The sequence below is a fragment of the Arthrobacter sp. 24S4-2 genome (assembly GCF_005280255.1).
Classification (GTDB): Bacteria; Actinomycetota; Actinomycetes; order Actinomycetales; family Micrococcaceae; genus Arthrobacter.
Genome location: NZ_CP040018.1, coordinates 581,447 through 594,596, shown reverse-complemented (window position 1 = coordinate 594,596; position 13,150 = coordinate 581,447). Strand labels below are relative to the sequence as shown.

The 13,150-nt window shown below is 63.6% G+C and carries 9 protein-coding genes and 1 pseudogene; 3 read left to right on the top strand and 7 right to left on the bottom strand.

The genetic code is table 11. The annotated features are described in order from the left end of the window. Nucleotides 1-83: 83 nt before the first annotated feature. A complete protein-coding gene (locus tag FCN77_RS02855; protein ID WP_137321033.1) occupies nt 84-2,075 on the top strand; it encodes an AAA family ATPase in 1,992 nt (663 codons plus the stop codon). Then, nucleotides 2,036-2,887 carry a LuxR C-terminal-related transcriptional regulator gene (locus FCN77_RS02850; RefSeq protein WP_137321032.1) on the top strand — a complete coding sequence of 284 codons (852 nt, stop codon included), beginning with the start codon at nt 2,036-2,038 and terminating at the stop codon, nt 2,885-2,887. The genes FCN77_RS02855 and FCN77_RS02850 overlap by 40 nt, the downstream gene beginning before the upstream one ends. An 11-nt stretch (nt 2,888-2,898) precedes the next feature. Here the strand turns inward: FCN77_RS02850 and FCN77_RS02845 are convergent, their stop codons facing one another. The 5 genes from FCN77_RS02845 to FCN77_RS02825 all read right to left on the bottom strand — a co-directional run bounded on the left by FCN77_RS02845 (nt 2,899) and on the right by FCN77_RS02825 (nt 10,808). Then, complete coding sequence (locus FCN77_RS02845) at nt 2,899-3,720, bottom strand: hypothetical protein (protein ID WP_137321031.1); 822 nt, start codon at nt 3,718-3,720, stop codon at nt 2,899-2,901. 121 nt (nt 3,721-3,841) lie between these two features. Continuing rightward, nucleotides 3,842-6,172, bottom strand: a complete 2,331-nt coding sequence (locus FCN77_RS02840; protein ID WP_137321030.1) for a hydantoinase B/oxoprolinase family protein — start codon at nt 6,170-6,172, stop codon at nt 3,842-3,844. 63 nt (nt 6,173-6,235) lie between these two features. Continuing rightward, nucleotides 6,236-8,362: a hydantoinase/oxoprolinase family protein gene (locus FCN77_RS02835; protein ID WP_137321029.1), complete on the bottom strand. Its 2,127-nt coding sequence runs from the start codon at nt 8,360-8,362 to the stop codon at nt 6,236-6,238. 27 nt (nt 8,363-8,389) lie between these two features. Continuing rightward, entirely contained in the window at nt 8,390-8,830 is a 441-nt protein-coding gene (locus FCN77_RS02830) for an acetone carboxylase subunit gamma (RefSeq protein ID WP_254678824.1), read from the bottom strand. A gap of 49 nt (nt 8,831-8,879) precedes the next feature. Continuing rightward, complete coding sequence (locus FCN77_RS02825) at nt 8,880-10,808, bottom strand: hydantoinase/oxoprolinase family protein (RefSeq protein ID WP_137321027.1); 1,929 nt, start codon at nt 10,806-10,808, stop codon at nt 8,880-8,882. A 333-nt stretch (nt 10,809-11,141) separates the two neighbouring features. Between FCN77_RS02825 and FCN77_RS02820 the strand changes: the two are divergent. Then, nucleotides 11,142-11,428 (top strand): annotated as a pseudogene (locus FCN77_RS02820) (response regulator transcription factor); the annotation flags it as partial. Here the strand turns inward: FCN77_RS02820 and FCN77_RS02815 are convergent. Both FCN77_RS02815 and FCN77_RS02810 read right to left on the bottom strand, forming a co-directional pair. Beyond that, nucleotides 11,425-12,234 (bottom strand): IclR family transcriptional regulator, encoded by an 810-nt coding sequence (locus FCN77_RS02815; protein WP_137324612.1) that lies wholly within the window; start codon nt 12,232-12,234, stop codon nt 11,425-11,427. The pseudogene FCN77_RS02820 and the gene FCN77_RS02815 overlap by 4 nt on opposite strands. 39 nt (nt 12,235-12,273) lie before the next feature. Beyond that, entirely contained in the window at nt 12,274-13,110 is an 837-nt protein-coding gene (locus FCN77_RS02810; protein ID WP_137321026.1) for an NAD(P)-dependent oxidoreductase, read from the bottom strand. Nucleotides 13,111-13,150 lie beyond the last annotated feature (40 nt).

Sequence of the window (13,150 nt, the reverse complement as noted above, 5' to 3'; positions counted from 1 at the left end):
CTGTCAGTAATGCCGCCGTTCCCATAGGATTTCAGAGGGCCACATGCATTCCCGGCGACCGCCGGACCACAAGGAGGTGGCGGATGCCGACAGGACCACCCAGTGCATCAAGCAAGTTCCGCGCGCCCGAGCCGGTTGGCCAGTGGGTTCCCCGCACGCGCCTGACCGGGATGCTCCACTCGGACCGGAAACGGCGGCTTGCGTTGATCCACGCCCCCGCGGGTTTTGGCAAGTCGACCCTTGCCGCCCAATGGATGGAAAACCTTGCGTCCCAGGGCCTGATTACCGTCTGGTTGTCCTTGGACCGGGACGACAACAACACCATCTGGTTCCTTTCCCATCTTTTTCAGGCAATCCGCAAGGCCCGGCCCGGACTCGAGGAGGAACTACAGCAGTTGCTGGAGGAGCGGCCGGACGACGCTGAGCAATACGTGGTTCCCGCTCTCATCAACGCCATCGATGAGGGCGGCCAGGACATGGTCATCACCCTGGATGACTGGCACCTGATCACGGAGCCCAGAACCAGGGCGGTAGTGGAACGGCTGCTGGATGCAGGCGGCTCACATCTGTCCTTCATCATCACCAGCCGCACCCGCTCGGGCCTGCCACTGGGCCGGCTTATGGTGCGGGACCAGCTACTGGAGGTGGACGCGGTCGCGCTGAGGTTCGATGAAAAGGAATCCCAGGACTTCCTGGTCGGCATCAACCGGCTCGACCTGGATGCGGGAGACGTGGCCAGCCTCCACCGGACGACTGAGGGATGGATCGCTGCGCTGCAACTGGTCTCCCTGTCTCTCCGGGACCACCGCGAGGCCTCAGAACTGATCGGACGGCTCTCGGGCAGGCACGCGTCCATTGGTGAATATCTGGCCGAAAACGTCCTCGACACCCTCGACCCCCAAACGCTGGATTTCCTCCTGATGACGTCGGTCCCGGAGCGGCTGTGTGCGGGACTGGCGTCCGCACTCTCGGGAGTGGAACTGGGCCAGGCAATGCTGGAGAAGATTCAGGCACAGGATCTTTTCCTGCAGCCCCTTGACGAGGACGGCACGTGGTACCGCTATCACCACCTGTTTGAGGACTACCTGCGCCGCCGCCTGGAGCGCGATTACCCGGGCCGGACCAAGGAACTGAATCTGATCGCTGCCCGCTGGTATTCGGACAACGGATTCCCCAGCGACGCAGTGGACCATGCCCTCGCTGCCGGGGACGTTGAGCTCGCGATGGAGATCGTCGAATTCCGCGCAATGTGGCTGGTGGAACACTCCAGTATGTCCACCCTGTTGGCGCTTGTCGGAAAGATCCCGGCTGACCATGTTGCCGGGCAAGCGCGGCTCCAGACGGCGATCGCCTGGGCCCACACACTGCTTCACCAATCAGCAGCGGCGCAGGGCGCCTTGGACCGGGCCGAAGCCGTGATGCCCGCCGATGCGACCCTCACCGAACACGACCGTTTTGAGCTGGGCGTCGAAGGGCTCGTTGTGCAGAGCTGCATCGACATGTACGGGGACAGGGTAAATCACGTGGACGAACTGGACGGGAAGTGCTTCGCCCAGGCGGAGCTGCTCCGGCCCTGGATCGTCTCGGTGGCTGCGAACGTCTCAACGTTCAAGAAGATCCACGACGGCGACTACCCTCTCGCTTTGGAACAACAGCGCTGGGCCGCGAAGTTCCACGGCCTCACCTCGGGCCCCTTCAGTGGCGTGTACGGACAGTGTTTCGCGGGGCTTGCCGCCTACGCCCTGCTCGATCTGGACAGCGTGGACCAACATTTCACCGCGGCCGTGGAACTCGGCCGGCGGAAGGCAGGGCGATACTCGCATGCGGCGCGGCTGGCGGGAGCGATGATGGGCCAGCTTCTCTATGAACGCGGCGAACTCGACAAGGCCGAGAAGCTATTGGAAGAAACCCGCGAGCTGGGTTCCGAAGGCGGAGTGGTGGACTTCATGGTGTCCACATACGCCACGCTGGCAAGAATAAAAGCACTCCGGGGGACACTCCACGGGCCCGGGAAATACTCGACGAAGGCGATCTTGTGGCCGACAGTCTCGGCCTGGACCGGCTCAAACTCGTAATGAACCTGGAACGCGTGCAGTTGGGGTTCAGCCCCCGGACCAGCGACGCCGAACCTCACGGTGACTTACTGGGCGCGGCAGTTGGCCAGGAAGCAGCGACCACCGGGCCACGGCTGGAAGGGCTGGCCGAGACCAAGCACCAGATCCAGCTGGCCACGCAGCTGCGGTCAGCCATGGCTGACGCCGGGCACGGGGGCCCGGACTCCCCCGGCAGGCTGGACACGGTGAACGGCGCCCGCCGCTTGCTGTCGCGGGCTGCAGCCTATCTGGGGCCGAGGGCAGAACTTAATGCCCGTATCCTGCTGGCGGCCGCGCTCGAACAGGCTGGGAACCGCGAGGAAGCCGAAACGACGCTCTGGCCGGCCTTGGAGACGTGTTCCCGGCTGGGCCTTGTCCGACCCGTGCTCGATGGCGGTGCAGGCTGCCCGGAGCTGGTGCGCGCCATCTCGGCCAGGCTGCGGCGCGAGCCTGCCCGGGAAGGTGGCCACGAGTTACCGCGTTTCCTCAGTATCCTCATCCGGCTGGATTCCCAGGCCAAGACCAACCGCGACGCCGGGTGGTCAGCAGAGGCCGTCTCTCCCACCACCGGCGCGGGCACCACTGTTCCGGAACCGGGCTTGTCGCAGCGCGAACAGATGATCCTGCGACTTGTGGAGAAGGAACGGTCCAACCGCGAAATCGCCCAGGAGCTGCATCTGGGCATCAACACCGTCAAGTGGTATCTCAAGAGTCTTTTCAATACTCTCGGCGTCAGTGACCGAAGGGCCTGTGTCATAGAGGCCCGACGCCGGCACCTGCTCCCGCTGAAGTAACCAGTGGTCAGTTACCCTAGGGTTTCCAGTCTGGCCAGGACGCCCTCCGGCGAAGCGGCGCCAGGGATCTCGCCCAGGTAGAAGTCCCCGGCCGGGAGTTCGACGTCCGACTCCAGCCAGAACCCTGCAGGAATGTAGGCGCCAACCGCAGCGTTCCCATGCAGGCGCGCCCGGTCGTCGTCGAGCTGCCCCAGCGTCCAACGGTAGTTGCCGGCCAGATTGGCAATCGGAGTGTAGGCCTCCAGCGGAACGTGCACGCCGCGTGAGGCGCCGGCAGGCGTTCGGTTGTCCAGCAAAAGTCCCGCGACGGGCAGCCCCGCGAACGCCCGCAGCCAGTCACTGACATACATGGAGGCATTCTCGGCGTTGTCGGCGTCGAGGCCGCTGGAGTCATCCGCGCCCGAGAATCGGTGCGTTGCCATCAGCCACCTCATCGGCGACGGGATGCGCAGCACCACAGGCTGGCGGGCTGTCTTGGCGAACACGGTAACGAAGTCCAGCACCGCCCGGTTGAGGTCCTCGTCCCCCAGCAAAGTCCTCAGCGCAAACCCCGTCCGGGACCTGGCCGCCATGGCGGTCTCGAGCCTGGTGTTGCCGGTCTGCAGGTGACCGTACAACCGGTCCAGGTCCAGGAGCGCCACGTCCGGCCGGAGCAGCCCCTGTGCCTGGGCGAAGAAGGCCGCATACGCCGTGGCGTTGTCCCAAGGGACGGGCCGGCCGCGAAGAATCACGGAAGCTGCGTACTCGTGGTGGTCGAACACTACGGCTTTCGGCCGCCCCGACGGAGGGGAGGCAACAACGTTGGCGAGGGTGGTGGCGGTGGAAGTGGTCATGACGTCTTTCTCCATACTGTGGCTGATAGCGGCCTTCAGCGCCGCACCGTCCTGGATGGGGGATGCGGCGCTGAAGGCTTCGTGAGTTGCTGCGCCCCGGGCCGGGACGTGCCATAACGGGCTAGGACTTACGGTGGACAACTTCCCCGTGCTTCAGTTCGAGCTCGCGGATCCGGTCCTCCAGTGCGCTGATCTTGACTTCCCTGCGGTCCGGAAGCATGATCAGCGGCAGCTTGTCGATGGTCGCTTTGACCCGTTCCGGTCCGTTGTTGGTGAAGTGGGTGGCGGTGAGCTCCTCCGTGTCGTCGCCCCAGGACCCGTAGTAGAGCAGGTCCTTCGGTGGCTCGGATTTCACGTAGCCTTCAAGGAACTCCTTGTACGGCTTGCCGCGGGCGATCCGGGCCTGCCGTGAGTCGTGGCGCAACCGGGCGGTTGCTTCCTGGTCCACCACGAAGGTTTCGGGATCCCAGACGACGCCGTAGATGCTGGTGGCGACCTTCGGTGAAATGCGGCCGAGTTCCAGGTCCTTGGCCACCGCCTCCGGATCACGTTCCAGAACGTCGCCGTAGCCCCCGCCGGAGCCCTGGGCGATCATGTACATCTCGCCATCCTTGGCGACGTCGAACTGCAGTCCCATATGTGAAGTGGTGTACTTACCGCCCTCGTAGGGCTGCTCGTTCATGATCCGTTCCATGGACAAATCGAATTTGCTGGAGTCCTTGCGGATCACGTCGTAGATGTTGATGCCCTTGACCATGGCCAGCGGCGTGGTGCTGCAGCCGTAGCCGCCGAACATTCCCGTGACCGACGAGAACTTGGATCCCGAGGTGACGGTCATGAAGCCCCACATCGGCGTTCCCTCGGCGGCGACGATCATCTCGTAGCCCATGCCGCCGCTGTTCTTGCCGAAGCCCTGGTTGTCGCGGACGATCCGCTTGCTGACCAGCTGCATGAAAGGAACTTCCTCTTCCATGACTTCCTGTTCAGCGGTGTCAGCCATGGCACAGAACAACGGCGAGACGGCGTCTTCACCGTCGCGGAATGCCTTGGCGCCGCCGCCCATGCCGTTGAGGTCGGCACACAGGTTTCCCACCTGGTCGCCGTGCTGGGTCAGGCCTCCCCACAGGAAGGTGTTGATCTGGTTGAACCACGGAGCCAGGACATTGGAGAACTTCTCCGGGTTGGAGAACTGCATCTTGGCGAAGGCTGTCTGAAGGGCAGAGAATCCCCGGAACGAGGCCTGCAGCGACTGCCCCATCGGGGCATCGTAACCAGCGTCGGCCCAGGTGTGTTCGTCCGAGATGATGTCGATGGGCGACATCGCCGAGGTGCAGCGGGGCAGGTCCGGCCACCAGAACGCCAGGATCGCCTGCATCATCATCGACTTGACCGAGCACAGCGGGGAGTTGATGGCCCGGTTGAGGATTTCGGGCCCCGTGCCCCTGAGGTCCACCGTCATTTTGTCACCCTTGACCGTCACCTTACAGGCGAATTTGATCAGGATGTTCTCCTTGAGCGTGGAGTCCATGAACTGGTTGAAGGACACGGTCCCGTCCGGGAGTTCGCTGATGCGGCGCTTGACTTCCTGCTCCACGTCTTCGACGGTGACCCGCAGGGCAGCGACGAAGGTCTCCACTCCCACTTCGTCGATGATGCTGTCGACGCGTTCCTGGATGCGCTGGACGGCACCGATCTTGACCTTGAGGTCAGCCAGTTGCAGCTTGGGGTCACGGACCGAGTGCTGCAGGAACGTCAGCAGGTCCCGGCGCAGATCACCCTTTTCCACGATCTTGAACGGGGACATCCGGAGCCCGTCGTCGAACGGGGTCTCGGAGCCTGACGGCATTCCGCCGGGCTCGCACGCCCCGTTTTCGCCTTCGTGAATGGTCGCGGCGACCCAGGCGATGATCTTTCCCTCGCGGAAGATCGGCATGATCATGGACTGGTCCGTGTTGTGGACGTTTCCGTACCGGGCATCGTTGTGGATGAATCCGTCGCCGGGGTTGATCCCCACCGTCGGCTCGTCCTTCCAGTACTTCATGATGTAGCGGATCGGGTGGTGCAGGATCGCCGAGAACGCGATCACGCCATGGCATGACAGGTAAGTGACGTCCCCTTCGGCGGTGTAGATCGCCGTCGTCAGGTCCCCCCATTTGGCACCGGGAGCGGCACCCATGGCCTCGCACATTTCGTAGCCCTCATCCAGGGCGCCGGCCAGGCGCTTACGGATGCGGTCCACCTTGATGGGGTCCACGCCCTTGGAGATGCACTCTTCCTCGTAGGCGGAGCGGGACGTGATCTGGTGGCTTCGCATGATGGCCGGGTCCGGGCCGAGGAAGAGGGTTGTTTCGTCCATGAACTGGTCCACCCACTGCTGCTCCTGGGCAGTCAGCGGCTGGGAAACTTCTCCGGCTGGGCCGGACGTGCTGGGTTCATTTGCTGTAAGCGTCATTGCTGTCGAGCTCCTTCAATGGGAGTAGCTGGAAGGTCTGGAGGGGATCCGTGAGGCACGGGATCAGTCTTTGAGGAACCACACGGCTCCTTGCGAAGTCGGTTCCAGGCGCCAGCCCGGTTCAACCAGGTACGTGGTGTTTTCCGTGGTGACGATGGCCGGTCCATGGATGACGTGTTGGTGGTGGAGGGCCTCGGCGTCGTACACCGGAGTGTCGACGGCCCCGTCGATCTTCACGAAGTGGACCTGCCGGGTGCCGACCGGGCTGGGCATGGTCCTGTCATGCCCGGAGTCGATCGAATCAAACTTGACCACGTCCCCGTCCACATAGGACGACACCCGCACGGTCTGGGCCCGGATGCCGGCCTCGGGAGCCTGGCTGCCGGCACCGTAGCGCTTGCCATAGATATCCGAGAACGTCCGGATCAGGTGAAGCACGTCGGCGACGCCGTTCACGCGGTTGATGTCGAAAACAACGGCCGTAGTCACCAGCTGGTTTCCGTAGCGCATGTCCATTTCGAGGCTGTAGCGGATGTCGGCGGCGTCGTACCCCTGGCGGATCAGGTCTTCCTTGCCCTTGGCTTCCAGCTCCTGGATGACATTGTTCAGTTCGTCGTAGCTTTGGTAGAGGCTGCGGTCCGTGGGGTTGTACAGCACCACATGGGAGCCGCGTTCGTGGATGTGCAGGGGTTTCATGTTGCCGGCGCCGCAGGCCGAGAATACCGAGGAGAACGGCGGTGCAAGGATCCTGCGGATGCCGGCGTGATCGGCGATGCCGCAGGCGTGCAGGGGGCCGTTGCCGCCATAGGCCAGCATGGTGAAGTCTTCCGGAAGGTATCCCCGGACCCGCAGTTCTTTGGCCATTCCGATCGCCATCTGCTCGTCGACAGCATTCTTGATGATCTTGGCCACCTGGATGGTGTCCATGTTCAGGTCATCAGCGAGGACCTCGTCGATTGCGTAGGCGGAACGCTTCTTGTTCAGCTTGATGTAGCCGTTGGCGTAGTTGTCCGGATCCAGATACCCGAGGACCAGGTCGGCGTCCGTGACTGTAGGGCGGAGGCCGCCGCGGTCGTAGCACGCGGGGCCCGGATCCGAGCCTGCTGATTCCGGCCCGATCTGGACTGCGTGGTGGATGCGGTCATAACTGGCAATCGAACCGCCACCTGCACCCAGCGTCAGCAGGTGGATCATGGGAACCGATACCAGCCAGCGGCCGATTGTCGGCTGGAAGTCGTAGTGCTTGACGCCGCCTTCCGGGACCAGTCCGATGTCGAAGGACGTGCCGCCCATGTCCGTCGAAATCACGTTTCCCAGACCGGTGCTGTCAGCCAGGTGCTGGGCAGCGCCCACGCCGGCGATGGGACCGGAGTGGATGGTCTGCAGGGCATCCGTCGAGTTGGACTGCGCCATACCGCCCGAGTTGTGGATCACCAGCATGGGCTTGTCGTAACCGGACGTGCGCAGGTTGTTGGACAGCTGTCCCAGCGCGTGGAACATGATCTCGTGCAGGAACGCGTCCACGATCGTCGACGTCGCACGGACGTACTCGCCTTTACGGCCCGACACCTGGCTTCCCAGCAGGACGGGGATCGCCCCGAGCTCGTGCGCCGGGTACTCGTCCAGGATGATCTCCAGGATCTGCTGCTCATGAACGGGGTTTTCGGTCGAGTTGACCAGGGAGACCACGATCGCTTCCGCCCCGGCGTCGACGAGTTCCCGCACCTGGATACGGACATCGTCTTCCATTAGCGATACGACCACCTTGCCGGCTGAGTTGATTCGCTCCTTCACCGACCGGATCAGGGCGCGGGGCACGAGCGGATCAGGGCGGGTGGCGTCAGGCATGTTCTGCTGCTTGGAAGGATCCAGGCCTTCGCCGTAGCCACGGCCGCGGGAAAGCGGGATGGTGTCCTCGAAGCCGTGGGTGACCAGTGCCCCCACACGCGGACCTTTACCTTCGATCAGGGCGTTGGTGCCGAGGGTGGTGGCATAGCGGACGGAATCGACTTCCTTCAGGACAAGGTCCCGGTCCAGTCCGGCGCGGGAGCAGGCGAGGTCGAGTGCTTCATTGAAGCCCTGGGCCAGGTTGTGGTGCGTTGTGAGCGCCTTTGCTTCAACGTATTGGTCGTCCCAGGCAAAGAAGCAGTCGGTAAATGTGCCGCCGATGTCGACGGAGATTCGTTTCATGACCAGTGGTCTCCTTTATTCCAAGTACTAGCTGAACGAATGGGGGGAATGGTTGTGGGTGTTGTATGAGCCGAGGGCCGGGGTGAAATCGGCAACGGCCTCTTCGCCGGGTCCGTAGTTGATGACGGTCTCAGGCTTGGTGCCCCGCTTGATCCACGTTTCGCGGAGCGAGTCGATGTCCCACAGCATGTCCACTGTGGGCGGGTGTCCCGGCGGTACGTACTCGGTTTCCAGCTGTGTCCCGCAACCCGGGCAGTAGAACTCCAGAATCCGGCAGAAAGTGGGGTCCGGAGCGAACGTGAACTCGTACTTCTCCGGATCCAGGATCGACTGGTGGATTTCGGTGGGGTCCCGGTCGTAGACGAGTGTCCCCTCCTTGTAGTTGCCTCTGGCGTCGCCGAGGTCCTGGTCGCATACCTTGCAGTTCCACCGCTCGGTGTCGAGATCGATGATCAGATATTCCGTCATTGGAATTCGCATAGCGTGTCTCACCTGTTTTCTTGCTGGTTGTATGGGGTCACTTCTGGAGGGTGTCTGTGAGCATGAGGTCACCGGAGACCGTCACGTCGAAGACCCAGCCGTGCGGCACGCGGGCCGTGAAGTAGGGGCCTTCGACGATTGCGGGGCCCGCGGCCGATGCCCCGGCCGTTTGGCTGTCCAGCTCGAAGACCTGAACTTCGTCCACCTTGTCCACGGCGGAGCGGACTTTTCGCGTGGAGGCGGCGACGGCGGGCGACTTCGCCACCGATTCGGCCCGCCTGATCGATGCGTGCGGCAGTTCGTACCGGGCGGTCAGGGTCAGCATGGTGTTGTGTTCGCTGGTGCCGGGCTGCGGATCGGACGCCAGGTACGGCAGTTCCGAAACCAGCTGGCCTTCGGCGTCTTCCAGCACCACGTTCCACTCGAGCCGGCATTCGCCGATGTCGTGGCCCTCCTGGAACATGTCCCGGGTGGCCCGGGCCAGCAGCGTCTCCTTGGTTGCGCCGAAGTTTTCCGCGTCCATTCCCGCGACGTTCGCCTCGTAGGTCTGCGCAATGTCGGAAAAGCCGATTCCGAAGGCTGAGAAGACAGCGGCCATCTTGGGCACCAGGACACGGCGGACTCCTGCGATCCGTGCGGCACCACAGGCGCTCATCGGTCCGGCACCTCCGAACGCAGCAACTGTTGTGGCGTCCGCATCCTCGACGTCGGCAGCGAAGGACTGCGACATGCGTTCGAAGTAGGCGGCCTCCATCCGGATCAGGGCGTCATTCAGGGTGATCCCCAAAGGTTCGGCGATGACTTCGGTGATGACGGCGCGGGAGCGTTCCGCGTCCAGGCTGAAACCTCCATCGAGGTAGGTGTCCGGATCCAGCACGCCGAGCAGCAGATTGACGTCCGTGATGGTGGCCTGCTTGCCCCCAAAACCAAAACAAGCAGGCCCCGGTGCAGCCCCGACGCTCTCGGGGCCGACGGTGATGACGCCGTGGCGGACGGCGATGACGGAACTGCCTCCCACGCCGCTGGAGTGGACGTTGCTCATCTCGAATGACACCGGAACTCCCTGGATGGAGCCCCGGCGATCCGTCGAGATGGCCGAGTTCTTCACCGAGCCGACGTCCGTGGTGGTGCCGCCGACGTCGATCATCAGAACGTGTGCGAGTCCATACGCCTCCGAGAGGGCCTTGGTTCCTTCCAGCCCGCCGCGGGGGCCGGAGGAGTAGGTCTTCAACGCGACGGACTTGGCCACCCGTGATGATGCTCCGTCATTGCGGTAGATGAGGAGCGGGTTCTTGACCTTGTGGTCGCGCAGCCGGTGCTCGGTGTTGTAGAGGAACCGCTCCATGGTGGGATGCAGGAAGGAGTTGATGATTCCGGACCACACCCTGCGGGCCTGCACGGTGTCGGGCGTGAATTCCCACGAGAACAGCATGGGTACCGAACCCAGCAGGTGGCGGGGGAACTTCCGGAGCAGGACGCCTTTGACGGCCTTCTCCTTGTTGCGGTCCGCCAGGGCGATGACAAGCCGTGCGGCGCCGTCGGTCGTCAGCCGGTTGACATGCTTGACGATGTCCTGGGAGAGCTCCTCCACGTCCTGGTCAGCGTTGATGACTGCCACCCGGGTGCCGACGAGGTCTTCGAACAGCTCTGCCGCCGCCTCGCCGTCGCGGAGTTCGCCGGCCAGTGCGGGGCTGTCAGTGAGGATGCCGATCCGGGGACCCTTGCGCTCCACGAGGGCATTGGTTCCCTGGGTAGTGGAGTACCGGATGTGACGGGTTGAGTGCAGAAGCCCGGGGAGATCCTCTTCGCCGAAGATTTCCTTGGAAGCTTTGGCCATGCCGTCGAAGAGACACTGGGAGAGGTCAAAGGGCGTGGTGAGAGTCTTCGTGAACGAAAAATTCTCACCGTCCCAGACACAGATATCGGTCAGCGTCCCACCGTTGTCGATGTTAATGAGCCGTTCCATTGATACTCCTTTGTATGTTGAGGCGCGGTGACACCAGCGGCGGATTCCTCAACATGCGACTGTGATCCAAGCCACATTGAGGACTGACCTCAGTGTGGCTCAGCAGCCGGAGTGGCCCGCAACCACCTGACCGGGTGGACTATTCGGGGCCTGGACGGCCACCCGGGTGGGTGGTGGAGTGGTGGTTCAGGACCTGCTTCCCGGTCCCGGCAGCGATGGCGGCTGTTCTTCGGCGGCAGCGACATTGCCACGCTCCTGGGACGGCTGGCCGTGGGCGTCATGCTGACGCTGATATACGACCGCATCGACCAGGACGCCACCGAACAGCGCCGGCTATTCTCTGCCATCCGCGGCGCCGTCCAGGGCAGGAGCGTGATGAGCGCCCCGGTGGCTTCGCGGCTCTTCCATAGCTAAGGAACCCGGATGAGATCCTCACGCCGCGCCAGGCGGAGCTGCTGAGCCTCCTGATCGAGGGCCTCAGCAACCGTGAACTCGGCCAGCGCCTGTTCATCTCCGAGGCCACGGTGAAGACGCACCCGGCCCACATCTACGCCTAGCTCGGGGTGGAGACCCGGGCCGCCGCGACCGCCACCGCGATACGCCGCGAGGGGATGCGCTAGCGGATTCCGGCCCCCCGAAGCGTCGCCGCCAGCTCGGCCGCGGCATCCTTCAGGGTGTCGACGACGTCGCTGAGCAGCTGCTCGGTTGCCAGCTCCGTGGGAATCGAGCAGCTAATCGCATCCGTGCCGGGGATCCGATACGGAACCACGATTCCAACGCAGCAGAGTCCCACCGTGTTTTGCTCGCGTTCGAGTGAATAGCCCGTCTTGCGGAAATCTGCGAGCTCGGTTTGGAGCGCCGCGAGATCCGGCACCGAGTTCGGGGTGAGCAGAGGGTAGGGTCCCTCACCAAGCCTGTCCCTCACTTCAGCGTCAGTCAGTTCGGCCAGGATAGCCTTGCCCAGGGCCGTCACCTGCGCAGGAAGCTTGCGCCCCACCCGGGACGAAAGGCGCCGGCGATCCACGGCCTGCCGTGTGGCCAGGTAGATGACGTCCGAACGGTCCAGCCGCGCATAGTGCGTTGTGAACGTGGTGGCGTTCCGAACTTTTTCGAGTACGCCGGAGACGTGTTCCATGACCGGGTCCCTGTCCAGGTACGCCGTTCCGCACAGCAAGGCGTGCGTGCCGATCCGGTATCCGCCTTCGGGGCTCTGCTCGATCCAGTTCAGTTCAAGCAAGGTCAGCAGCAGCCAGTGCAGGCTCGAACGCGGGTAGCCGGTCTGCTTGTAGATCTCGGCTGTAGTCAGCGGTTTCGGTGCCGACGCAAGCATCTCCAAAATGGCGATTGTTCTTTCGGCCGATTTGACCAGCTTCACGTCTCCTGCTGCCCCGGCCGGCATGGCTGGCGCGGCATTTGCCGGCTTCATCACTGCGTTCATCTCCCCCACTCCGCTAACCTGGTCCGTTCACTTCGGCTCAAGCTCAGGATAATTGTCCACACCGAGACGGTGGCTTGAACTGGCCCAGAAGCCGCCCAGCAGGCCGTCCCAGTCTGCTGGAACTGAAGCCGCGGGGATTTGGTCAGCGTAGTCTTCCGCATCGTCCAGAGGCTCGAAGCCTATGCGCTTTCCCGCCGACAGGTCCGCCCAGCCCCTCGTGTTGTTTGAAACCGCCCAGACAACATGGTGCCCCGGCGCCCCTTTTTCGCTGAGGGTGGCCTCCACGAGGCGAAACGAGTCCCCGGGCGAAAGCCACGAGGACAGGCCCCTGGTGTTGCCCGGCCGTTCGCCTCCGGTCCCGATCCGTGCGCTGACCACCTTCATGCCGAACTTATCCGCATAGAGGCCTCCCAATGCTTCCATGGCCGCCTTGCTCACGCCGTAGAACGTGTCCGGCCGCGGCGGCAGCGCACGGTCCCCTGCGGCCTCCGCCGTGGAAGTGAACCCGACGGCGTGGGTCGAACTTGCGAGCAGGACCCTGCCGACGCCGTTGCTCCGCGCCGCTTCCAGTGTCACCTGGGTCCCGGTGATGTTGGTCCGGACGATATCGCCCCAAGGCTTTTCCCGGTGGATACCGCCGAGATGGACCACGCCGTCCACGTCCGCCAGGGCCGCTGTCATGAATGCACTGTCATCCACTGATCCGATCAGCGCGCATTCGTTAGGGGCCAGGCTGGCGGGCTCTGCAATGTCGATCAGCCGCACCGCGTAACCGGCGTTCCTCAGGTACGGACGCAGCAGGGTAGCCATCATTCCGGCGCCACCCGTCACAGCAATGGTGGTCGGCTTCGACTCTGCTGACATTTCTTCCTCCCGATATTGACAGCCTGTGATCCCGATCATA

Coding starts and splice junctions, on each gene's coding strand:
- FCN77_RS02830 (WP_254678824.1), bottom strand. CDS start 8,830: ATGACGGAATATCTGATCATCGATCTCGACACCGAGCGGTGGAACTGC.
- FCN77_RS02835 (WP_137321029.1), bottom strand. CDS start 8,362: ATGAAACGAATCTCCGTCGACATCGGCGGCACATTTACCGACTGCTTC.
- FCN77_RS02845 (WP_137321031.1), bottom strand. CDS start 3,720: ATGACCACTTCCACCGCCACCACCCTCGCCAACGTTGTTGCCTCCCCT.
- FCN77_RS02815 (WP_137324612.1), bottom strand. CDS start 12,234: ATGAAGCCGGCAAATGCCGCGCCAGCCATGCCGGCCGGGGCAGCAGGA.
- FCN77_RS02825 (WP_137321027.1), bottom strand. CDS start 10,808: ATGGAACGGCTCATTAACATCGACAACGGTGGGACGCTGACCGATATC.
- FCN77_RS02810 (WP_137321026.1), bottom strand. CDS start 13,110: ATGTCAGCAGAGTCGAAGCCGACCACCATTGCTGTGACGGGTGGCGCC.
- FCN77_RS02840 (WP_137321030.1), bottom strand. CDS start 6,172: ATGACGCTTACAGCAAATGAACCCAGCACGTCCGGCCCAGCCGGAGAA.
- FCN77_RS02855 (WP_137321033.1), top strand. CDS start 84: ATGCCGACAGGACCACCCAGTGCATCAAGCAAGTTCCGCGCGCCCGAG.